Source organism: Bradyrhizobium sp. CER78, assembly GCF_029846235.1.
Classification (GTDB): Bacteria; Pseudomonadota; Alphaproteobacteria; order Rhizobiales; family Xanthobacteraceae; genus Bradyrhizobium.
This window is the reverse complement of record NZ_JARVWP010000006.1, coordinates 319818-340780: the sequence shown is the minus strand read 5'-3', so window position 1 is coordinate 340780 and position 20963 is coordinate 319818. Positions and strand designations below refer to the sequence as shown.

The 20963-nt window shown below is 64.7% G+C and carries 20 protein-coding genes; 15 read left to right on the top strand and 5 right to left on the bottom strand.

Features of this window, described 5'->3' with window-relative positions:
- Positions 1 to 72 precede the first annotated feature (72 nt).
- Together dnaJ and dnaK are read right to left on the bottom strand one after the other, a co-directional pair.
- Entirely contained in the window at positions 73 to 1200 is a 1128-nt protein-coding gene (gene dnaJ, locus QDT69_RS15735) for a molecular chaperone DnaJ (protein ID WP_279707408.1), read from the bottom strand.
- Between the two features lie 182 nt (positions 1201 to 1382).
- Entirely contained in the window at positions 1383 to 3284 is a 1902-nt protein-coding gene (gene dnaK, locus QDT69_RS15730) for a molecular chaperone DnaK (RefSeq protein ID WP_050424066.1), read from the bottom strand.
- A 578-nt stretch (positions 3285 to 3862) separates the two neighbouring features.
- Between dnaK and QDT69_RS15725 the strand changes: the two genes are divergently transcribed.
- From QDT69_RS15725 to QDT69_RS15710, 4 genes are all read left to right on the top strand, one after another.
- Entirely contained in the window at positions 3863 to 4798 is a 936-nt protein-coding gene (locus tag QDT69_RS15725) for a hypothetical protein (protein ID WP_279707407.1), read from the top strand.
- A 99-nt stretch (positions 4799 to 4897) separates the two neighbouring features.
- A complete protein-coding gene (pncA, locus tag QDT69_RS15720) occupies positions 4898 to 5608 on the top strand; it encodes a bifunctional nicotinamidase/pyrazinamidase (RefSeq protein ID WP_279707406.1) in 711 nt (236 codons plus the stop codon).
- Between the two features lie 20 nt (positions 5609 to 5628).
- Complete coding sequence (locus QDT69_RS15715) at positions 5629 to 6483, top strand: helix-turn-helix domain-containing protein (RefSeq protein WP_279707405.1); 855 nt, start codon at positions 5629 to 5631, stop codon at positions 6481 to 6483.
- A gap of 74 nt (positions 6484 to 6557) precedes the next feature.
- Positions 6558 to 6980 (top strand): VOC family protein, encoded by a 423-nt coding sequence (locus QDT69_RS15710; protein WP_279707403.1) that lies wholly within the window; start codon positions 6558 to 6560, stop codon positions 6978 to 6980.
- 45 nt (positions 6981 to 7025) lie between these two features.
- Here QDT69_RS15710 and grpE read toward each other — a convergent pair whose 3' ends face one another.
- A complete protein-coding gene (gene grpE / locus QDT69_RS15705) occupies positions 7026 to 7631 on the bottom strand; it encodes a nucleotide exchange factor GrpE (RefSeq protein WP_279707402.1) in 606 nt (201 codons plus the stop codon).
- Positions 7632 to 7796: 165 nt separating this feature from the next.
- Entirely contained in the window at positions 7797 to 8885 is a 1089-nt protein-coding gene (gene hrcA, locus QDT69_RS15700) for a heat-inducible transcriptional repressor HrcA (protein WP_016841498.1), read from the bottom strand.
- 194 nt (positions 8886 to 9079) lie between these two features.
- Here hrcA and rph point away from each other — a divergent pair, with 194 nt between their 5' ends.
- The 3 genes from rph to hemW are packed head-to-tail and all read left to right on the top strand — an operon-like array spanning position 9080 to position 11584.
- Positions 9080 to 9793 carry a ribonuclease PH gene (rph, locus tag QDT69_RS15695; RefSeq protein WP_279707401.1) on the top strand — a complete coding sequence of 238 codons (714 nt, stop codon included), beginning with the start codon at positions 9080 to 9082 and terminating at the stop codon, positions 9791 to 9793.
- Between the two features lie 11 nt (positions 9794 to 9804).
- A complete protein-coding gene (gene rdgB, locus QDT69_RS15690) occupies positions 9805 to 10440 on the top strand; it encodes an RdgB/HAM1 family non-canonical purine NTP pyrophosphatase (protein WP_279707400.1) in 636 nt (211 codons plus the stop codon).
- Complete coding sequence (gene hemW / locus QDT69_RS15685; RefSeq protein WP_279707399.1) at positions 10427 to 11584, top strand: radical SAM family heme chaperone HemW; 1158 nt, start codon at positions 10427 to 10429, stop codon at positions 11582 to 11584. The genes rdgB and hemW overlap by 14 nt, the downstream gene beginning before the upstream one ends.
- Before the next feature lie 76 nt (positions 11585 to 11660).
- On the opposite strand, the gene QDT69_RS15680 is transcribed toward hemW, so the two are convergent.
- Positions 11661 to 12863, bottom strand: a complete 1203-nt coding sequence (locus QDT69_RS15680) for a penicillin-binding protein activator (protein WP_279707398.1) — start codon at positions 12861 to 12863, stop codon at positions 11661 to 11663.
- Between the two features lie 219 nt (positions 12864 to 13082).
- On the opposite strand from QDT69_RS15680, the gene rsmI reads away from it, so the two are divergent.
- The 8 genes from rsmI to QDT69_RS15640 all read left to right on the top strand — a co-directional run bounded on the left by rsmI (position 13083) and on the right by QDT69_RS15640 (position 20906).
- Positions 13083 to 14036, top strand: coding sequence for a 16S rRNA (cytidine(1402)-2'-O)-methyltransferase (gene rsmI / locus QDT69_RS15675; protein ID WP_279707397.1), 954 nt, complete (start codon positions 13083 to 13085; stop codon positions 14034 to 14036).
- Positions 14023 to 14421: a YraN family protein gene (locus QDT69_RS15670; RefSeq protein ID WP_279707396.1), complete on the top strand. Its 399-nt coding sequence runs from the start codon at positions 14023 to 14025 to the stop codon at positions 14419 to 14421. Before rsmI ends, QDT69_RS15670 begins: the two co-directional genes overlap by 14 nt.
- A 30-nt stretch (positions 14422 to 14451) precedes the next feature.
- Positions 14452 to 15399: a glutathione synthase gene (gene gshB, locus QDT69_RS15665; RefSeq protein WP_279707395.1), complete on the top strand. Its 948-nt coding sequence runs from the start codon at positions 14452 to 14454 to the stop codon at positions 15397 to 15399.
- A gap of 188 nt (positions 15400 to 15587) precedes the next feature.
- A complete protein-coding gene (locus QDT69_RS15660) occupies positions 15588 to 16559 on the top strand; it encodes an MBL fold metallo-hydrolase (protein WP_279707394.1) in 972 nt (323 codons plus the stop codon).
- A 212-nt stretch (positions 16560 to 16771) separates the two neighbouring features.
- Positions 16772 to 17089: a hypothetical protein gene (locus QDT69_RS15655; RefSeq protein WP_279707393.1), complete on the top strand. Its 318-nt coding sequence runs from the start codon at positions 16772 to 16774 to the stop codon at positions 17087 to 17089.
- Between the two features lie 178 nt (positions 17090 to 17267).
- The gene (locus tag QDT69_RS15650; protein ID WP_279707392.1) at positions 17268 to 18101 is read left to right on the top strand and encodes a DUF3800 domain-containing protein; all 834 of its coding nucleotides are present in this window, start codon (positions 17268 to 17270) and stop codon (positions 18099 to 18101) included.
- Positions 18102 to 18705: 604 nt separating this feature from the next.
- Positions 18706 to 20256, top strand: a complete 1551-nt coding sequence (locus QDT69_RS15645; RefSeq protein WP_279707391.1) for a YifB family Mg chelatase-like AAA ATPase — start codon at positions 18706 to 18708, stop codon at positions 20254 to 20256.
- A gap of 131 nt (positions 20257 to 20387) precedes the next feature.
- A complete protein-coding gene (locus QDT69_RS15640; RefSeq protein WP_279707390.1) occupies positions 20388 to 20906 on the top strand; it encodes a hypothetical protein in 519 nt (172 codons plus the stop codon).
- Positions 20907 to 20963 lie beyond the last annotated feature (57 nt).

The window sequence follows — 20963 nt, the reverse complement described above, 5'->3', positions numbered from 1 at the left end:
CGAGCGGTTGTCAGAAAACGGTCATAAACACGTATAGATCGAAGTCGTTACGGTCAAGCATAACGACTGCGGCTAGACGGAGCGGCTCCCGAAGAAGTCCTTGACCTTAGAGAAGAAACCCGCTGCCTCCGGCTGGGTTGCGCCGGACGAGAGTTTTTCGAACTCCATCAGCAATTCTTGCTGCTTCTTGGTCAGATTCTGCGGCGTCTCGACCACGACCTGGACATACATGTCGCCGGTCTGGCGCGAGCGCAGCACCGGCATACCCTTTGATGCGATGCGGAATCGCCGGCTGGACTGGGTGCCGGCCGGCACCTTCACCTTGGTCTTGCCCTTGTCGATGGTCGGCACCTCGAATTCACCGCCGAGGGCTGCGGTCACCATCGAGATCGGCACGCGGCAGTGCAGGTCGGCGCCGTCGCGCTGGAAGAACTGGTGCGTGGTCAGCGACAGGAAGATGTAGAGGTCGCCGGGCGGTCCGCCGCGGACGCCGGCCTCGCCCTCGCCGGCGAGCCGGATACGGGTGCCGTCCTCGACCCCCGGAGGAATGTTGACCGACAGCGTGCGCTCGCGCGTCACCCGGCCGGAACCGGCGCAGGAGGTGCAGGCGTCCTCGATCATCTGACCGCGGCCCTGACAGCCGGGGCAGGTCCGCTCCAGCGTGAAGAAGCCCTGGGCCTGCCGGATGCGGCCGGCGCCGCCGCAATGCGAGCAGGTCTTCGGCTTGGTGCCGGCCTTGGCGCCGGTGCCGGAGCAGGATTCGCAGGTGACCGAGACCGGGATCTCGATCTGCGCGGTCTTGCCCTGGAAGGCCTCCTCTAGCGTGATCTCCATGTTGTAGCGCAGGTCGGCACCGCGCTCGCGGCCGCCGCTGCGGCGCTGCCCGGCCATGCCGAACAGATCCTCGAAGATGTCGGAGAAGGAGGAGGCGAAGCCGGCGCCGAAGCCGGGGCCGCCACCGCCCATGCCCTGTTCGAAGGCGGCATGGCCGAAGCGGTCATAGGCGGCGCGCTTGTCGCCGTCCTTCAGCACCTCATAGGCTTCGTTGATTTCCTTGAACCGGACTTCGCTGGTGGCGTCGCCCGGATTCTTGTCCGGATGCCATTTCATCGCGAGCTTGCGGAAAGCCGATTTCAGCTTGGTCTCGTCCGCGTTCCGATCGACCTCGAGAGTCTCGTAATAGCAGCGCTTGGTGGACATCCTTCAATTCCGTCCGAAGTTCATCGCGATCGCCGAAGCTTGCGCCAGAGATTGCGCTGAGAATCGCGTCAAGGATTGCGCCTGTCTGGAAGATGCAGCGATCGCCTTAAAGAAAAATGACCCCCACTCCTCCGAGACGCCTGGCGTGCTCATTGGTGTGAGGGTCATGATCGCAAATCCGCTTAAGCAGACTTCTTGCTGTTCTTGTCGTCGTCGACCTCGGTGAACTCCGCGTCGACAACGTCATCCTTCGCAGCGTCCTTGGCCGCGTCGGCCTCGGCTTGCTGCTTGTACATGGCCTCGCCGAGCTTCATCGAAGCCTGCGCCAGCGTGTTGGTCTTGGCCTTGATCGCCTCGGCGTCGTCGCCCTTCAGCGCTTCCTTGAGGTCGCTGACGGCGTCTTCGATCGCACGGCGCTCGGTGTCGGCGATCTTCGAACCGTGTTCGGCCAGCGCCTTCTCGGTCGAATGAACCAGGCCATCGGCATGGTTCTTGGCGTCGACTGCCTCGCGGCGCTTCTTGTCCTCGGCCGCGTTGACCTCGGCGTCCTTGACCATCTTGTCGATGTCGGCCTCGGAGAGACCGCCGGATGCCTGGATCCGGATCTGCTGTTCCTTGCCGGTCGCCTTGTCCTTGGCCGAGACGTTGACGATGCCGTTGGCGTCGATGTCGAAGGTCACCTCGATCTGCGGCATGCCGCGCGGAGCCGGCGGAATGCCCATCAGGTCGAACTGGCCGAGCATCTTGTTGTCGGCCGCCATTTCACGCTCGCCCTGGAAGACCCGGATGGTGACGGCGCCCTGATTGTCTTCGGCGGTCGAGAACACCTGGCTCTTCTTGGTCGGGATCGTGGTGTTGCGGTCGATGATGCGGGTGAACACGCCGCCCAGCGTCTCGATGCCCAGTGACAGCGGGGTCACGTCCAGCAGCAGCACGTCCTTGACGTCGCCCTGCAGCACGCCGGCCTGGATCGCAGCGCCGATCGCGACGACTTCGTCCGGGTTGACGCCCTTGTGCGGCTCCTTGCCGAAGAACTGCTTCACCACTTCCTGGATCTTCGGCATGCGGGTCATGCCGCCGACCAGCACCACTTCGCCGATCTCCCCGGCGGTCAGGCCGGCATCCTTCAGCGCCTTGCGGCACGGCTCGATGGTCTTCTCGACGAGATCGGCCACCAGCGCCTCGAACTTGGCGCGGGTCAGCTTCATCGTCAGATGCTTCGGACCGGTCTGGTCAGCCGTGATGAACGGCAGATTGATTTCGGTCTGCGTGGTCGACGACAGCTCGATCTTGGCCTTTTCAGCGGCTTCCTTCAGACGCTGCAAAGCGAGCTTGTCGTTGCGCAGGTTGATGCCCTGCTCCTTCTGGAACTCGTCGGCGAGATAGCCGACCAGGCGCATGTCGAAGTCTTCACCGCCGAGGAAGGTGTCGCCGTTGGTCGACTTCACCTCGAACACGCCGTCACCGATCTCGAGGATCGAGACGTCGAAGGTGCCGCCGCCGAGGTCGTACACGGCGATCGTGCCGGACTTCGACTTGTCGAGACCGTAGGCGAGCGCGGCAGCCGTCGGCTCGTTGATGATGCGCAGCACTTCGAGGCCGGCGATCTTGCCGGCGTCCTTGGTGGCCTGACGCTGCGCGTCGTTGAAATAGGCGGGAACGGTGATGACGGCCTGATCGACCTTCTGGCCAAGATGCGCCTCAGCGGTCTCCTTCATCTTCTGCAGAATGAAGGCCGAGACCTGCGAGGGCGAATAGGTCTTGCCGTCGGCTTCGACCCAGGCATCGCCGTTCGATGCTTTGACGATCTTGTAGGGAACGAGCTTCTTGTCCTTCTCGACCATCGGGTCGTCATAGCGGCGGCCGATGAGGCGCTTCACCGCAAAGAACGTACGCTCGGGATTGGTCACCGCCTGGCGCTTCGCCGGCTGTCCGACGAGGCGCTCGCCATCGTCGGTGAAGGCAACGATCGACGGCGTCGTCCGCATGCCCTCAGCATTCTCGATCACCTTGGCGTTCTTGCCATCCATTACGGCGACGCACGAATTCGTGGTGCCGAGGTCGATCCCAATGACCTTACCCATGATTTTGATATCCTCTTTGCTACGGCAGGTTGGTTGGGCCCTGACGGCGCTCCGTACCGAACCCCCAGACGTTCACATACTCGCGATATTGCGACGGTGAGCCTGATATAGGAGAGAGGGTCCTGCCCGCAAGGACCGGACGCAACGTTGAGGCCTGAAAAGACTGACGTTTGAAAGATTGTGTCAGCTCGGACGCGGCGCCGGTTCAAGCGGAAACCAGCGCCCCTGCCAAGTTAACAAATCGGCAATGATGGGGGCCGGCCGTCGACCGCGAACGTTCGCAGCACGGCGTCAGCGCTGTTGAGTGAACGCTCACAAACGTCGTATGCGAGAGCTGCGCACGGGTCGAGGGCGCGCTGTTTGGCCGCTGGCGGCCGTTCGTGGAAACGTCGGGAAACTGGAAATTGCCAGCCAATCGGGGCGAAAAGCCCACGGAATCGCGCCTGCGGGCCTGGAGCGGAGAGTTGGCGGCCTGTTGCAGGGCCATCAAAACCGCTAAAAGCGGTCCGACTGAAAGAGGCCATCCAGCCCTGCACCGGCCCCGTTGCGCGGCCACCAAGCAAAACCGGTAGATCCCCATGACGCCTTTTCGAGCTCTCGTTGCGGTTGCCTTGCTGATTGCTGCCACCTGTCGTGGCTTTGCCGCCGACGTGGTGTTTCCGCCGGGCGCGCATGTCGGGATGAAACCGCTGGTGGGCCTCGTCCGCGCCAAATCGTTCATCGGCTTCGAGACCGAGGATCAGGGCGTCAGGGTCCTGATCGCCGACCTGCCCGCGGACGCCTACAACGAGGTCGTGACCGCCTTCAAGACCAACCCGGCCGGTACCGGAAACATCAAGCCCGAAAGCCTCGAGACGCCGGCCGGCCTCGCCTACTACACCGTGGAGAGCGCGCGCGACGGCGCCAGCAATGTGCGGCGCTATTCCATGATCCTGCCGGGGCCGACCTTCTCCGGTTATGTCGCAGTGCAGGTGCCGGAGAACGCGAGCAAGATCTACACCGACGACGCGGTCCGGCAGATGTTCGCCTCGGCCCAGATTCGCAACGAGGTGCCGGTCGACGAGCAGCTCGCCATGATGCCGTTCAAGGTCACTGAGCTCGGCAGCTTCAAGAACATCCGCATGCTGGCGCCGGGCGCAGCGCTGCTGATGGCCGACGGCGACGACAAGGTCCTCGAGACCAAGCCCTTTATGCTGCTTGGCGTCATCGGCTCGGCGCCCGCCACGCCTGACGACCGCGGCCGCTTTGCCCAGCAGATCGCGACCACGATCCCCGGCGTGCGCGACGGCCGGATCACCATGTCCGAACCGATCCGGATCGACGGCCAGCCCGGCTTCGAGACCCGGATCGACGCCGTCAGCGGCAAGGACAACACCCCGGTGACCATCGTGCAGTGGCTACGGTTCGGCGCGCAGACATCGGTGCGGGTCATCGGCAGCTCGCCGCGCACCGATTGGGAGACGGCCTTCCGGCGCTTCCGCGCGGTGCGCGACGGCATCCAGCCGCGCGGCTGATCGGCCGTTCGCAGCCCGATCGGAAAAATCCCACTTTCGTCGGTCGCCGAACGGAACTAGCCTCCTCGCGCTGTATCACGCAAAGCGAGGAGGGGCGCGATGTTGGATCGACGAAGGATCGTTGCAGGCCTTGGTACGATAGCGGTTGCGACGCTGGTTCCAAAACATCTCTGGGCGGCTGCGATCAAGCCGGACGACGGCTCCGCGCTGCTCGTGATCGACGTCCAGAACTGCTTCCTGCCCGGCGGAAGCCTCGCGGTGAAGGACGGCGAGCAGGTGGTGCCCGTCATCAACAAGATCGCCAAGAGCTTCGCCAATGTGGTGATGACGCAGGACTGGCACACGCCCGGACACATCTCCTTTGCCTCGGTCCATTCCGGCAAGAAGCCGTTCGAGGTCATCGAGCTCGCCTACGGCAAACAGGTGCTCTGGCCCGACCACTGCGTGCAGGGTACCGACGGCGCAGGGCTGTCGAAGGACCTCGCGATCCCGCAGGCCGAGCTGATCATCCGCAAGGGTTTTCACAAGGACGTCGACAGCTACTCCGCCTTTACCGAAGCCGACGGCAAGACCACCACCGGGCTCGCCGCCTATCTCAAAGCGCGCAATGTCGAGCGGGTTTTCGTGGCCGGGCTCGCCACCGATTTCTGCGTGGCATGGACCGCGCTCGATGCGCGCAAGGCCGGCTTCGAGACCTATGTCGTCGAGGACGCCTGCCGCGGCATCGACACCCAGGGATCGCTGGCCAAGGCCTGGGCCGACATGGACAAGGCCGGCGTCAAGCGCATCCAGTCAGCTGACATCGGATAGGCGTATTGCGCGAGGTCCGCATGGCCGAGCCTGCGGCCCCCGTTGAATTCGACTTCGTGCGGCGCCCGCCATCGCCACAAATGGCGGGCCTGATTGTCGGGATCACGGGCTATCGTGAGACGGTCGCAGGCCGATTCTTCCACTGCCAGACGGCGCCGCTGATTGTGCCTTTCATTGTCAGCTTCGGTTCGCCCTACCTGATCGCGCTTGCGCGTCGGCCCGAAGCGTCCGACCGGCAGCTGAGCTTCGCCGCGGGCCTGCACACGGGGCCCGTCTACATCGAATCCGATGGCCGCGCCGAAAGCGTGCAGGTGGATTTCACGCCGCTCGGCGCCTACCGCTTCTTCGGGGGCACCATCACCGAGCTCGCCGGGCGGATGGTCGATCTCGGCGACGTACTCGGCCACGAGGGGCGCAGGCTCCGCGAGCGGCTCGGCAACACGAGATGCTGGCAGCGACGCTTCGACCTGATCGAGGACTTCGTACTTCGTCGCGCGAACCATGCGCCATCGCCGGAGATCGCATCCGCCTATCGCAGACTGGCGCAATCCGCGGGCACGATCAGGATCACGACGCTCGCCGCGGATATCGGCTGGAGCCGCAAACACCTCGTCGACCGATTTCGGGCGGAACTCGGCCTCGCTCCCAAATCGCTCGCGCGCATGATGCGCTTTCACCAAGCCTGCCGGATCGCACAGCGCGGAGGGCCGCGCGCCTGGGCAGCGATCGCGGCGGAAAGCGGCTATGCCGACCAGGCCCATCTCGTCCGCGAATTTGTCGAATTCGCCGGGGAACCGCCGACGGCGTGGGCGCGCCGGCTGGCGATGACCGACAGCCGGCTGGCGCATTCCGGCGATCTGCTGGCCGACCGGTAACAAACCTTCAAGCCGGCGACGCACCATTTGCGCATATTGGCGCCAACCGGCGACCAACGAAGGAACGCGCAATCATGAGCAATATTGAACCGCCCCGCATCTACCCGACCCTGCGCTGCAAGGATGCCGCGGCGATGATCGCCTGGCTGACGACGGTGATCGGATTCACCGAGCACGTCGTCTATCGCCACGACGGCGTGATCCATCACGCCGAACTGGCCTACGGTTCCTCGATCCTGATGCTGGGTCAGGCTCGCGACGATGCCTATGGCAAACTGGTCGGCGACCTCAGCGGCCGCCGCACCGATTCCATCTATGTCGCCGTCGACGATCCCGACGCTTTGCATGCGAAGGCCAAGGCGGCGGGTGCCAAGATCGAAATGGAACTGCGCGACACCGAATACGGCAGCCGTGATTTCGCCTGCCGGGACCCGGAAGGAAATCTTTGGAGTTTCGGCACCTATTGGCCGAAAGCGCATGAGAAGCCGCTGCCGTGAAGCCACGGCAGCGCGCTCACGCCTCCGGAGCCGGAGTCAGACAGATCAGACCGTGATGTCGGCGGCGGGCGCAGCCTTGGCACCGCCCTTGGAGACACCGACCAGCGCCGGACGCAGGATGCGCTCGCCGATCATGTAGCCGGCCTGCACGACCTGGACCACGGTGCCCGACGGCACCGAGGCGTCAGGCACTTCGAACATCGCCTGCTGGAAGTTCGGGTCGAACTTCTCGCCGATCGGATCGAACTTCTTGACGCCGTTCTTCTCCAGCGCGTTGAGCAGCGACCGCTCGGTCAGCTCGACGCCTTCGATCAGCGCCTTCAGGCCGGGATCGGCAGCTTCCTTGGTCTCGGCCGGCACCGCGTCGAGCGCGCGCTGCAGATTGTCGGCGATATCGAGCACGTCGCGGGCGAAGCCGGTGATGCCGTAGGTCTTCGCGTCGGCGACCTCGCGGCGGGTGCGCTGGCGGAGGTTCTCCATCTCGGCCAGCGTACGCAGCGTGCGGTCCTTTGCCTCCGCGAGTTCCTTGGCCAGCGCCTCGGCCGATCCGACCTCGGGATCGTCAGGCATGATGTAAGGCTTCGAGACCACGGGCTCACCCGTCGGCGCCGAATTCTCTGTGTTGTCATTGGCCCGGTTCGGATCGGTCATGGCTTGCCTTCTCGAAAACTCGCGTCGGTTCAAATCTTGGGGATTGGCTGCCCGGGATATCGTGCTTTAGGCGGCGAAAATCAAGCGCAACATACCGGTTTGGGGCACAGGGATCTCCGGTTCGGGTGAACGAAACCCATCAAATGAAAGCGAAATCCGCTCCTGTCAGCCGCCCAGCATCTTGCTGACGATGCGCGCGGCATAATCGACGGTCGGGATCACCCGCGCATAATTCAGCCGCGTCGGCCCGATCACGCCGAGCACGCCGACGATCCGTCCCTGGGCGTCGCCATAGGGCGCGATGATGGTCGAGGAACCCGACAGCGAGAACAGCTTGTTTTCCGAGCCGATGAAGATCCGCACGCCCTCGCCGCGCTCGGCGCGGCCGAGCAGGTCGATCACGCCGCGCTTGGTTTCGAGGTCGTCGAACAGCGACTTGATCCGCTCGAGATCGTCAAGCGCATGCAGATCCTCGAGCAGGTTGGCGTGACCGCGCACGATCAGCTGGCGGTCCTCGTTCTCGCCGCCGGACCAGCTCGCGATGCCGGCTGCGACGACCTTTTGCGTGAGCTGGTCGAGCTCGGCGCGATTTTGCGTCAAGGCCGTCTCGAGCTCGAGCCGCGCTTCAGCCAGCGTCCGGCCGCGGATCCGGGCATTAAGGAAATTAGTGGCTTCGGTCAGGGCCGAAGATGGAACACCCGGCGGCAGCGCCAGCACCCGGTTTTCGACCTGGCCGTCTTCGCCGACCAGCACGACCAGCGCCTTTTCCGGCTCCAGCCGCACGAATTCGATGTGCTTCAGCCGCGCGTTCGACTTTTGCGTCAGCACCACGGCGGCGGCGCGGGTCAGCCCCGACAACCGTGTCAGCGCTTCGCCAAGCGCCGCCTCGACGGATTGCGCACGGCCGACGGCCGCGAGCTGGGTCTGGATCGATTGGCGTTCGGCCTCGGTGAGGTCGCCGACCTGCATCAGCGCGTCGACGAAGAAACGCAGGCCGAGCTCGGTCGGCAGCCGGCCGGCCGAGGTGTGCGGCGCATAGATCAGGCCCAGCTGCTCGAGATCCGACATCACATTGCGGACCGAGGCCGGCGACAGCGGTAATGCGATCAGGCGCGAGATGTTGCGCGAGCCGACCGGCTCACCGGTCGCGAGATAGCTTTCGACGATTTGACGAAAAATGTCGCGCGAGCGCTCGTTGAGCTGGGCGAGCCCGGCATGCGGGGCAATCAGGCCAATCGGATCGTGGTGAGTCACACTCCAGTCCCTCACAATTACTACCTAATTTGTCGATCCGAAGGGCCGGTGACAAGCATGCATTCACCCCCTTGATACCGGGCGGTACCGGGGCCGAAAACCCTCGCCAAGACCCCCTCCAAAACCCTTGCCGCTGCCCCCTGCCCCTCCTACAAGCACGCCCAGCCATATCTGTCGGATTTTTGGAGGATTTCATGCGGCCAAGCCGCCGTGCGCCCGATGAACTGCGCCCCGTGTCGCTGGAACGCGGCGTCGTCAAGTATGCCGAGGGTTCCTGCATGGTGAAGTTCGGCGACACCCATGTGCTGGTGACCGCGACGCTGGAAGAGCGCCTGCCGCCGTGGCTGAAGGGCCAGGGCCGCGGCTGGGTCACCGCCGAATACGGCATGCTGCCGCGCGCCACCCTGGAACGCACCCGCCGCGAGGCCTCTGCCGGCAAGCAGGGCGGCCGCACGGTCGAGATCCAGCGGCTGATCGGCCGCTCGCTGCGCGCCGCCGTCGATCTCGAAGCGCTCGGCGAGCGCCAGATCACCGTCGATTGCGACGTCATACAGGCCGATGGCGGCACCCGCACCGCCTCGATCACCGGTGCCTGGGTGGCACTGGCCGACTGCATCAACTGGATGAAGACCCGCAACATGCTGAAGACCAACGTGTTGCGCGACAATGTGGCGGCGATCTCCTGCGGCATCTTCCAGGGCACGCCGGTGCTCGATCTCGACTATGCCGAGGATTCCGAGGCCGACACCGACGCCAATTTCGTCATGACCGGCGACGGCCGCATCATCGAGGTGCAGGGCACCGCCGAGAAGACGCCGTTCTCGCAGGACGAATTCCTGGCGCTGATGGCGCTGGCGCGCAAAGGTGTCGCGCGTCTGGTCGACTTGCAAAAGATCGCGGTGGCATAGTCTGATTGGTCATGCATCGCCGAATCACCGGAAGGCTCGTGATCGCCACCCATAATCCCGGCAAGCTTGCCGAGATGCGGGAACTGCTGGCGCCCCATGGCGTGGAGGCGGTGTCGGCCGGCGAGCTCGATCTGGCCGAGCCCGAGGAGACCGGCGATAGCTTTCGCGCCAATGCTGCGATCAAGGCGGTCGCGGCGGCCAAGGCTGTGGGACTTCCGGCCTTTGCCGACGATTCCGGCCTCGTGGTCGACGCGCTCGACGGTGCGCCGGGGATCTATTCGGCGCGCTGGGCCGGCGAAGGCAAGGACTTCATGGCGGCGATGACGCGGATCGAGCGGCTGCTGCAGGAGCGCGGCGCCACCGAGCCGGACCGGCGCAAGGCGCATTTCGTCTCCGCGCTGTGCGTGGCCTGGCCGGACGGTCACCTCGAAGAGGTCGAGGCCCGGGTCGATGGAACCCTCGTCTGGCCGCCGCGCGGCACTGCCGGCTTCGGCTATGATCCGGCGTTCCTGCCCGACGGTTACACGCGGACCTTTGGCGAGATGAGCAGCATCGAGAAGCACGGCCTGCCGCCGCTCGGGCTCGGCCTGTCGCATCGCGCCCGCGCCTTCGTGAAGCTCGCGGAGATCTGCCTTGAGCAACGCTGAACGAGAAGCTTTCGGCGTCTACGTGCACTGGCCGTTCTGCCTGTCGAAATGCCCGTATTGCGACTTCAACAGCCATGTGCGGCATGCGCCGGTCGACGAGGCGCGCTTCGTGCGCGCGTTCGCCCGCGAGATCGAGACCACGGCGGCGCGGGTGCCGGGGCGCGAGGTCTCCTCGATCTTCCTCGGCGGCGGCACGCCCTCGCTGATGCAGCCGCAGACCGTCGGCGCGGTGCTCGATGCGATCGGCAAGCACTGGTCGGTCGCACGCGACGTCGAGGTCACGCTCGAGGCCAATCCGACCAGCGTCGAGGCGACCCGCTTTCGCGGCTATCGCACAGCCGGCGTCAATCGCGTCTCGCTCGGCGTGCAGGCGCTGGATGATGCTTCGCTGAAGGCGCTCGGCCGTCTGCACACCGCGCGCGAGGCGCTCGACGCGGTCGCGATCGCGCGCTCCGCATTCGACCGCTATTCGTTCGATCTGATCTATGCGCGGCCCGACCAGACGCCGCGGATGTGGGCCGATGAATTGAAGCAGGCGATCGCGGAAGCGGCCGAGCATCTGTCGCTCTATCAGCTCACCATCGAGGAAGGCACGCCGTTCTTCGGGCTGCATGCCGCCGGCAAATTGCAGACGCCGGATGAAGCGACCGCGCGCGCGCTCTACGACGTGACGCAGGAGGTCTGCGCGCGCGAGGGATTGCCGGCCTACGAGATCTCCAACCACGCCCGCACTGGGGCGGAGTGCAAGCACAATCTGGTCTATTGGCGCGGCGAGGAATATGCCGGCATCGGCCCCGGCGCGCATGGAAGGCTCGACATCGATGGCATCAGGCACGCGACCGCGACCGAGCGGCGTCCCGAGGCCTGGCTGTTGAACGTCGAGGAGCGCGGCCATGGCGTCGTCACCGATGACAGCCTCAACAGCGAAGAGCGCGCCGACGAATTCCTGCTGATGGGACTGCGGCTCGCCGAGGGCATCGATCCCAAGCGCTATGCGCAGCTCGCCGGCCGAAAGCTCGATCCGCACCGGATCGCGATGCTGCGCGAGGAAGGCGCGATCGCCGTCGATGCCGACGGACGGCTGCGCGTGACCAAGTCGGGATTCCCGGTGCTCGACGCCGTGGTCGCGGATCTCGCGGCCTAAATATCGAAAACAACCCCATGCAAAGCAGCTGGCGAGTGCCGGCGCGCGACAAGGCGGCTCGACCGCCTGACGAGAACTAAGCCCCGAAACTCTTTGGCGAACCCGCAACCGGCGTGCTGCCGCCAGACGCCACCTTCATGACCGCAAGGCCGCGCTCGTTGGTGCCGTCGGAGCGAAAGCGGAACAGGCCGTCGATGCCGGCAAAGCCGGACGGATTGGTCAGCGTCTCCGGCGCGAAGCGCTGCGCCCCTTGGGTGCGCGCCAGCGCCGCCATCAAAGCCACGGCATCATAGGCGAGCGTTGCGGTGCGCACCGGCTCGCCGCCGAATTTGGTGCGATAGCGGCCGGCGAAGCTGCGGAAGCCGGACGGATCGGGCGCGGCGTAGAGGCCGCCCTGCAGAACGGGGCTCGCGAACACCCGCGGATTGTCCCACAGCCCGGTACCGAGCAGCTGGATGTTGCGCAGATTGGCGCCCGCCGCGGTCAATGCATCGGCGGTCGCGACCACCGAATCGCCGTCGTCGGCGATCAGCAGCGCGTCGGCCTGGCCGAGCGCCTGCGCCACGGTCCGCGCCGGCGTTGCGCGGTCGGCGCCATATTTCTCGAATGCGACGACGCGGCCATTCTTGCGGCCGACCGCCTGCTTGAACGCGGCCTCGACCACGTTGCCATAGGCATTGTCCGGCACCATCGCGGCGAACGAGCGCTTTCCGATCCCGGAAGAATAATCGACGATGCGATTGATATCGGACTCGGGCAGGAAGCTCAGCAGATAGACGCCGCGTCCGGCGACGCTCGAATCGGTGGAGAATGCGATTACCGAGGTGCCCCGCGGCCGCGTCAGTTGCGCGACGGATGGCACCGAGCCGGCAAACAGCGGTCCGAGGATGATCTCGGCGCCTTCCGACAGTGCCTGCTGGGCACCTTGCGAAGCGCCCTGCGGGCTGCCGGCATCGTCCTTGATCAGGAGCTGGATGTTCGGGTTCTGGAATTCCGCCAGCGCCATTTCGGCGGCGTTGCGCATCGACTGCGCCGCGAGCCCGGCATTGCCGGACGCCGACAGCGGCAGGATCAATCCGATCTTGACCTGCCCGGTGCCGACCGCCTGCGGCTGTTGCTGCGGGCCGGCGGGACCACCTTCCGGGTTGCTGGAGAATTGGCTCAGGCTCTGCTGGATGCCGGAACAGGCCGCGAGCAACGGCGCGCCCACGAGCAGGCCGAGCGCCGTCCGCCGGGTCGCGCTCGACGGCTGAGAGTTGCGGTGATGCGGGCCTTCCATCGTCTCTCTTCTCTTGGCCGACCAGGATCGGCCAGGACTCCATCGACCTCTGATGAGGCGGGTGGATTTGGGCATATTGTCGGCGAATAGTTAACTAAAACAAAAGGATTATGGCCCCGCGGCGCCCTTGCCACGGCTCCCGTTTCCCTCAGCAACCGCCTTCCGTCATCGCGGTTTCCGGATGTGGCGCAAGTGCTGCCGTCCCTCTAGATTGGCATTATGCGCGCAAAAGCCAGTTCCCTCCACAGTTCCGATGCCACGACAGGTGCTGCGGCCAGAAGCTTTTCGATCGGCGGCCAGCAGCTGGCCGCGCCAAAGGCCAGGCCGGGGCTCCATCTGGTCGCGACCCCGATCGGAAACCTCGCCGACATCACCCTGCGCGCGCTGGAGACGCTGGCGGGTGTCGACGTCATCGCCTGCGAGGACACCAGGATCACGCGCCGGCTGACCGAGCGTTACGCGATCTCCGCCGAGCTCGCGCTTTACCACGAGCATAATGCCGCGCAGGCCCGGCCCAAGATCCTGGAGCGGTTGGCGCAGGGCGCCTCGATCGCGCTGGTGTCCGATGCCGGGACCCCGCTGATATCGGACCCCGGCTTCAAGCTGGTGCGCGAGGTCTGCGCCGCCGGGCATGCCGTCATCGCGGTGCCCGGGCCGTCGTCGGTGCTGACGGCGCTGTCGGTGGCCGCGCTGCCGACCGACCGGTTCTTCTTCGAGGGATTTTTGCCGGCGAAGGAGCATGCGCGCCGCGCGCGGCTCAATGAGCTCGCCCGGATCGATGCGACGCTCGTGATGTTCGAATCCGGCAATCGCGTGCAGGACACGCTGCGCGATCTCGCCGAGATCATGGGTGATCGCCATGCAGCGATCTGCCGCGAGCTGACCAAGCTGCACGAGGAGGTCAAGCGCGCGCCGGTCGCCGAGCTTGCGGCAAATGCAGACGCGCTGGAGACCCGCGGCGAGTTCGTGCTCGTGATCGGGCCGCCGGCCGATGATGCCGGGATGATGGACGAGAATTCGCTCGACGATCTGCTGCGCGCGCAGCTCGCGCGCGGCAGCGTCAAGGACGCGGTGGCGCATGCGGTCGAGCTGTCGGGCCGGCCGCGCCGCGAGGTCTACGCCCGCGCCCTCGAGCTTGCCAAAACCGTCGGGGAAGGCGATGGCCAAGACTGACAGCGCGAAGACTGACAGCGCCTCGCCCGAACGCGTCGCCGCATTCCGCACCGGCCTGTCGGCCGAAAGCCGCGCCGCGGCCCTCCTGATCGCCAAGGGCTATCGCATCCTGGCGAAACGCTTCCGCACCCCCTATGGCGAGATCGACCTGGTGGCGCGGCGGCGCAACCTCGTCGCCTTCGTCGAGGTCAAGGCCCGTGCCAGACTCGACGACGCCGCCTATGCGGTGACGCCGCGCCAGCAGCAGCGCATCGTCAATGCCGCCCAGGCCTGGCTGATGGCGCATCCCGAACATGCTGAATTTGACCTCAGATTCGACGCCGTGCTGATTGCGCCGAGGAGCCTGCCGCGCCATCTGTTAGCGGCATTCGACGCAAGCCCTTAAAGTTACCCTCAGACCTCTCGGGATACGCCTATGAAATTGAAGATCGCCGTCCAGATGGATCCCATCGCGCGCATCAACATCCGCGGCGATTCGACCTTTGCGCTGCTGCTCGAGGCACAGAAGCGCGGCCACGGCATTTCCTACTACACGCCCGACAAGCTGTCGCTGCGCGGCGAGGAACTGGTGGCGCCGGTGCAGCCGCTCACCGTGCGCGACGAGGTCGGCGATCACTTCACGCTGGGCGAAGCGAAGCGCGAGGCGCTCAACGGCTTCGACGTCGTCCTGCTGCGGCAGGACCCGCCGTTCGATCTCGCCTACATCACCTCGACGCACTTTTTGGAGCGCATCCATCCGAAGACGCTGGTCGTCAACGACCCGGCCAGCGTGCGCAACGCGCCGGAAAAGCTGTTCGTGATGAATTTCCCGCAGCTGATGCCGCCGACCCTGATCTCGCGCGACCTCGACGAGATCAATGCGTTCCGCGACCAGCACGGCGCCGTCGTCATGAAACCGTTGCACGGCCATGGCGGCGCCGCGGTGTTTCGCGTGATGCCGCAGGACATGAATTTCGGCTCGCTGTTCGACATGTTCTCGGTCACCTTCAAGGAGCCCTGGGTGATCCAGCGCTTCCTCCCCGAGGTGAAGCATGGCGACAAGCGCATCATCCTGGTCGACGGCGAGTTCGCCGGCGCCGTCAACCGTGTGCCGGCGGCGGACGATCTGCGCTCCAACATGGTGCGCGGCGGTGCAGCCAAGGCGACCGAGCTCTCGGATCGCGAGCGCGAAATCTGCGCCACCGTCGGGCCCGCGCTGCGCGAACTTGGCCTGATGTTCGTCGGCCTTGATGTGATCGACGGCAATTTGACCGAGATCAACGTCACGTCGCCGACCGGCATCCGCGCCATTGCGCGGCTCAACGGCCCCGACGTCGCGGCCAAGATCTGGGATACCATCGAGAAGAAGCGCGCCGCGAAGTAATCCTCCCTTGTGCGTCGCACAGGCCGGCTGAAATTCAGCCAGCGCCTGGCCGTGCCTGCGTTCGCCTTATTCTACTTGCCAGCTTGCGCAGGCGCGGGCAGCATCCTCTTGCCTGTGTCAGGTCAAGCGGCGGGCCAACGCGCGGGCAACAACGCGACAAACTCATAAAAATTGTGGAGGAAGACGTTATGACGCTCAATGTCTCACGACGATCCTTGCTCGCGCTCGGTGCCGGTCTCGGCGCCAGCACACTCCTCGGCGGCACTGCACAAGCGCGCGCGCCGAAGCTCGGCACGCAGACTCCCTATTGGCACCGCTTCGTGCTCGGCGATGCCGAAGTCACCGTCGTCTCCGATGGTCCGCTTCCGCTCGGCGATCCCTCCGGCACCTTCACCGGCGTGCCGAAGGAAGAAGTGAAGAAGATGCTCTCCGACAACTTCCTCTCGCCCGACAATGTCGTGCTCGAGCAGAATTCGCCGATCGTCAACACCGGCGACAAGTTGATTCTGTTCGATACCGGCATGGGCACGTCGAAGGCGTTCGGTCCGACCACCGGCCGGCAGCAGAAGAGCATGCAGGAAGCCGGCATCAAGCCGGAGGACATCGACGCCGTCGTGCTGTCGCACGCGCATATCGATCATATCGGCGGTATCGTCGGCGCCGACGACAAGCCGCTGTTCCCGAATGCGCAGTACTACATCGCGCAGAGCGATCTCGATTTCTGGACCGACGAAGGCAAGATGGGCAGTCCGTTGAAGGACTTTGTCGTGCACGCCCGCAAGAACCTGCTGCCGGTGCGCGACCGCATCGTGTTCTTCAAGGACGGCCAGGAATTCCTACCCGGCGTGCAGGCGATCGCAGCGCCCGGCCACACCGTTGGCCACACCATCTTCATGGTGAGCTCGGGCGGCAAGTCGTTCGCCTTCCTCGGCGACCTCTCGCATCACGCGGTGCTGCTGCTGGAGCGGCCGCGGATGGAATTCTCCTACGACACCGATCCGAAGCAGGCGGCGGCCTCGCGGGTCAGGCTCCTGGAGATGCTGGCCGCGAACAAGACGCCTGTGATGTCCTATCACTTCGCCTGGCCGGGCTACGGCCACGTCGCCAAGGCCGGCGAGGGCTTCCATTATTATCCCGAGCCGATGCAGATGACGCTGTGACGGCCGGCCATCCGGGGACGGCGCGCGTCGCCCCCGGATGTTCTCTTAATGTTCTTGCGCTGGGCAGCGCAGTTGTGCACCTTTCAAACCCATCCCGTGGATAACGGTTGCGAAACAGCGGCTTGAATTCTTTTGCGACACGCTAATTTCCGGGTTCCGGTTATGAATCCTATAGGTTGTTACAACCGATTCGACTCAACCGGAGATTCCAAATGGCTCAAGTGCCAAATCATTTAGTGCCCGAGGACGGCCATACCGATTCTGCCCTCCGCCTCGACTCCATGGAGATATTGCACGGGCATCAGGCGGCTCGCTTCATGTTCGGCATCTACAGCGAGAGCGGTCAGTGGCTCGCAAATTTTCCGATTGATATCGCCATTCCGGGCCAAGGCGGCCTTCAGGAGATGTTCGCTGAGGCTCATAGGGCCATGACGAATATCCTTCGCCAATGGCTCTACATGAATGACGTGATGCGCCAGAGCTACGAAAGAGGATCGACTGCCCGGCCCCAAGGGACAGCATCACAATAGGCGCGCGGTTCATTTACTTCTTCGACTTCTTTGCTGGCTTTGACGCAGGCTTCTGCTTTGCGATCTTGCCCAGCCTTTCATTGAACCGCTTTTCGCTGTCGTCCGCTTCGAGGTCGCGGGCGGCTTGCTTAAACTTCTCTATTGAGACTTTTTGACAGCGATGCCTAAAGTTTCCTACGTGGCGTACATTGACGAATCTGGCGACGATGGAGTCGCCAGTGTTCGTCCGATCGATCCGAACGGCGCGAGCGAATGGTTCGTTCTCTCCGCCTTGGTTGTCCGCGCGGAAGCTCAGCGCGAGACCGTTTGGGTGCGCGATATCCTAAAGCAGATTCGTCTAGAACAGCGCCGGACGCTGCATTTTCAGCCCCTAGACGATTGGCGGCGCGCAATGGTTTGCGCCAGCATCGCTAAACTTCCAGTTCGCTGCTTTGCGGTCATCTCGAACAAAGCCAATATGCACGGCTACCGGAACAAGAAGGCGGAAGCTGCTTCGGTGCTAGCTGGCCGAACCTGGTTCTACTGGTGGATTACGCGCCTCCTACTAGAGCGCGTCACGGACTTCTGCGAGCAGCGATCCTACCGCGACTATGGAGAGCCGCGCACCGTCCGGCTTGAGTTTGCGCGCCGTAAGGGCCTGAGATACGGGCACCTACAAGCGTATCTTTGTTGGCTAAGAATGCAGAGCAAAGCGAACGCCTTATTTTTGCGGCGGGGTGATCTCAAATGGTCCGTGGTAGACCCAATTCACCAGATCGCCGCCATCGACAATTCCGAACGTGCGGGCCTTCAATTGAGCGATTCAATCGCTTCGTCATTCTATCAGTCTGTCACTAGCGCGGATGTCTCTCCGGCAATCGCACTAGAGCCACGTATGGCGCGAGGTCGCAACGGTCTGGTTTTTGATTACGGATTAAAGCTGATGCCCGACAACTTTCTCAGCCGCGCGACTCCTGAGCAGAGACGCATTTTCGATCACTACAAGGCAGCCCTTAGAGAGCGAAATGAATAGATCAATTATGGGCCGTTTGATCGGCTTAGCCGTGATTGAGTTGGTAATAGGCGCTATGTGGCTGTTCGGTACTACCAACCCGGCGGTTTTCGCTGTGGTGACGATTGGTCTGCCCGTACTGGCTCTGACAGTTGCCCTGCCAATAGTGTTGTTGATCAGGTCAAATCGTTCTTCAACTCAAAACAGGCCGCCTTCAAATTTAAACTAGGCCGCCGTTGGCTTGAAACAGGCCGGTACCAAAAAGTGAGGCAGGCCCCCGGACCCTGAGGACACCGCTGGTTTGTAGTCCCACCGTCGCGGTGAGGCATCCATACGGCTGTCATGCAAAGCATGACTCGGGTTTCTTCCGGCGTTGCCTGCCTCGTGATTTCTTACCAGATTCCTGCTGTCGAATCAAGTAGTTAGATAACCCATTGACCGCGAATCACTTTTCGCGCTGAACGAAATCAATCTCTAATTGTACGCCCTCAGCGCGCATTCGATTCGTGCGCCGCTCCAGCTTGGCGGGACGGTGAGCGATTGGCGGCACGCTTGCTTGTTCTCTTAATGTTCTTGCGCTGGAGAGCCCGCTCCGCTACCTTGGGTGGCGGAAGATAGGGGGAGCATGGTCCAGCGGGTTTCCACCGTCGCTTTCGAGGGGATTGAGGCCCGTGCGGTCGACGTGCAGGTGCAGGTCGCGCCGGGGCTGCCGGCGTTTGCGATCGTCGGCCTACCGGACAAGGCGGTGTCGGAGGCGCGCGAGCGGGTCCGCTCGGCGCTGATCGCCTCCGGCCTCGCGCTGCCTGCCCGCCGCATCACCGTCAACCTTGCTCCTGCCGACCTGCCCAAGGAGGGCAGCCATTACGACCTGCCGATCGCGCTCGGCCTGATGGCGGCGATCGGCGCGATCCCGCCGGATGCGCTGAGCGGCTTCACCGTGCTCGGCGAGCTCGGGCTCGACGGCTCGATCGCACCGGTGGCGGGCGTGCTGCCCGCCGCGATCGGCGCCAATTCGCGCGACGAGGGATTGATCTGTCCGGCCGCCTGCGGCTCGGAAGCCGCCTGGGCGAGCCCCGACATCCAGATCATCGCAGCCCACTCGCTGATCCAGATCGCCAATCACTTCAAGGGCACGCAGCTGCTGTCGCGGCCGCAGCCGAAGGTGCAAGACCAGAACGAGGCGCGCGAGGAAGCGCTGCTCGACCTGCGCGACATCAAGGGCCAGGAGAGCGCCAAGCGCGCGCTCGAGATCGCGGCCGCCGGCGGGCATCATCTGCTGATGATGGGTTCGCCCGGCGCCGGCAAATCGATGCTGGCGGCGCGGCTGCCCTCGATCCTGCCGCCGCTGTCGCCGTCGGAGCTGCTCGAAGTCTCGATGATCGCCTCGGTCGCCGGCGAGATCCGCGACGGCGCGTTGACGGCGCGGCGCCCGTTCCGCAGCCCGCATCATTCCGCCAGCATGGCCGCGCTGACCGGCGGCGGCATGCGCGCCAAGCCGGGCGAGATCTCGCTCGCGCATCAGGGCGTGCTGTTCCTCGACGAACTGCCGGAGTTCGATCCGCGCGTGCTGGATTCGCTGCGCCAGCCGCTGGAGAACGGCGAGGTCTCGGTCAGCCGCGCCAACCATCGCGTCACCTATCCGGCGCGCTTCATGCTGGTCGCGGCGATGAACCCGTGCCGCTGCGGCCACGCCTATGAGCCCGGCTATTCCTGCAAGCGCGGCCGGCTCGACCGCTGCACCGCCGACTACCAGATGCGGATCTCCGGCCCGCTGATGGACCGCATCGATCTGCGGATCGAGGTGCCCGCCGTGACCGCGGCCGATCTGATCCTGCCGCCGCCGGCGGAGGGCTCGGCCGAGGTCGCCGCGCGCGTCGCGGCCGCCCGCGACATCCAGCTCGCGCGTTATGCTGCGGCCGGCATGCCGCAGGTCCGCACCAACGCGGAAGCACCGAGCTCGCTGCTCGAGACCATCGCGCAACCCGATGCGCACGGCCAGAAGCTGCTGCGCGAGGCGGCCGACACCATGCACCTCACCGCGCGCGGCTATCACCGCGTGCTGCGGGTCGCGCGCACGCTCGCCGATCTCGACGGCACGGAGACGATCGGCCGGCTGCATCTCGCCGAGGCGCTGTCCTATCGTGCATTGGCCGACGATCTGCGCCGCGCGGCCTGACGCGAACCTAAACCCGTTTCAATTCGTGGCGGAAATCGCGCGTGTCAACGTGACGGTAACCACTCTCATTTACGCTCCGCAAACCATAAGCACCGCGGTCCGCGGCACGCTTGGGTCGAGCGAGTTGTGTCATGTTGCGTATGAAGGTTCTGGCCTCGGTGGTCCCCCTTGCCGTGGCCGCGGTATTTGCCCGCGCTGAATTGCTGCCGGGTCCCCGGCCCTGCATCGAGGTGGGTGGCGCCACGATGCAGATCGCGTCGATCCCCTGGCAGGCGCAGTTTAACGTCAGCTTCACCGATGACCCCGGCCTTGCCACGGTCCGGGTGCAGATCGCCGACAGCGCGGATGCCGCCGACTTCACCGTGATCGATGACATCGACGATGCCGAAGCCGGCGCCTGCGAAAGCAACGCGGTGCCGCAGCTGATCGGGATTTCCAGCGAGCCGACCGCAACCGGTCCTGTCATCTATCTTACCCACGATGGTCCGTTCGATTACCGCGTCTACGTGCAGTCGAAGACGTTCTCGGCGCGCGATGCCGCGGCCCTGATCGTCAGCGCCCGCGGCGGCCATCGCCGCGTTGAGGCGGCTTCGCTCGCGCCCGACCCCAACTTTCCGCGCCGGATCATGGCGGAGTTAACCTCCCGCTAACCCTGTTCCGAGGGCAACGCGAAACAGCCACTAACTTCAAGCACTTTGCAAGGTCGC

Excerpts from the sequence above, each read along its gene's own strand:
- grpE (WP_279707402.1), bottom strand. The coding sequence starts at position 7,631 with ATGACCGATCCGAACCGGGCCAATGACAACACAGAGAATTCGGCGCCG.
- rsmI (WP_279707397.1), top strand. The coding sequence starts at position 13,083 with ATGCGCGCAAAAGCCAGTTCCCTCCACAGTTCCGATGCCACGACAGGT.
- QDT69_RS15660 (WP_279707394.1), top strand. The coding sequence starts at position 15,588 with ATGACGCTCAATGTCTCACGACGATCCTTGCTCGCGCTCGGTGCCGGT.
- QDT69_RS15645 (WP_279707391.1), top strand. The coding sequence starts at position 18,706 with ATGGTCCAGCGGGTTTCCACCGTCGCTTTCGAGGGGATTGAGGCCCGT.
- rph (WP_279707401.1), top strand. The coding sequence starts at position 9,080 with ATGCGGCCAAGCCGCCGTGCGCCCGATGAACTGCGCCCCGTGTCGCTG.
- QDT69_RS15680 (WP_279707398.1), bottom strand. The coding sequence starts at position 12,863 with ATGGAAGGCCCGCATCACCGCAACTCTCAGCCGTCGAGCGCGACCCGG.
- dnaK (WP_050424066.1), bottom strand. The coding sequence starts at position 3,284 with ATGGGTAAGGTCATTGGGATCGACCTCGGCACCACGAATTCGTGCGTC.
- dnaJ (WP_279707408.1), bottom strand. The coding sequence starts at position 1,200 with ATGTCCACCAAGCGCTGCTATTACGAGACTCTCGAGGTCGATCGGAAC.
- pncA (WP_279707406.1), top strand. The coding sequence starts at position 4,898 with ATGTTGGATCGACGAAGGATCGTTGCAGGCCTTGGTACGATAGCGGTT.
- QDT69_RS15655 (WP_279707393.1), top strand. The coding sequence starts at position 16,772 with ATGGCTCAAGTGCCAAATCATTTAGTGCCCGAGGACGGCCATACCGAT.
- QDT69_RS15670 (WP_279707396.1), top strand. The coding sequence starts at position 14,023 with ATGGCCAAGACTGACAGCGCGAAGACTGACAGCGCCTCGCCCGAACGC.
- QDT69_RS15640 (WP_279707390.1), top strand. The coding sequence starts at position 20,388 with ATGTTGCGTATGAAGGTTCTGGCCTCGGTGGTCCCCCTTGCCGTGGCC.
- QDT69_RS15715 (WP_279707405.1), top strand. The coding sequence starts at position 5,629 with ATGGCCGAGCCTGCGGCCCCCGTTGAATTCGACTTCGTGCGGCGCCCG.
- gshB (WP_279707395.1), top strand. The coding sequence starts at position 14,452 with ATGAAATTGAAGATCGCCGTCCAGATGGATCCCATCGCGCGCATCAAC.
- QDT69_RS15710 (WP_279707403.1), top strand. The coding sequence starts at position 6,558 with ATGAGCAATATTGAACCGCCCCGCATCTACCCGACCCTGCGCTGCAAG.
- rdgB (WP_279707400.1), top strand. The coding sequence starts at position 9,805 with ATGCATCGCCGAATCACCGGAAGGCTCGTGATCGCCACCCATAATCCC.
- QDT69_RS15725 (WP_279707407.1), top strand. The coding sequence starts at position 3,863 with ATGACGCCTTTTCGAGCTCTCGTTGCGGTTGCCTTGCTGATTGCTGCC.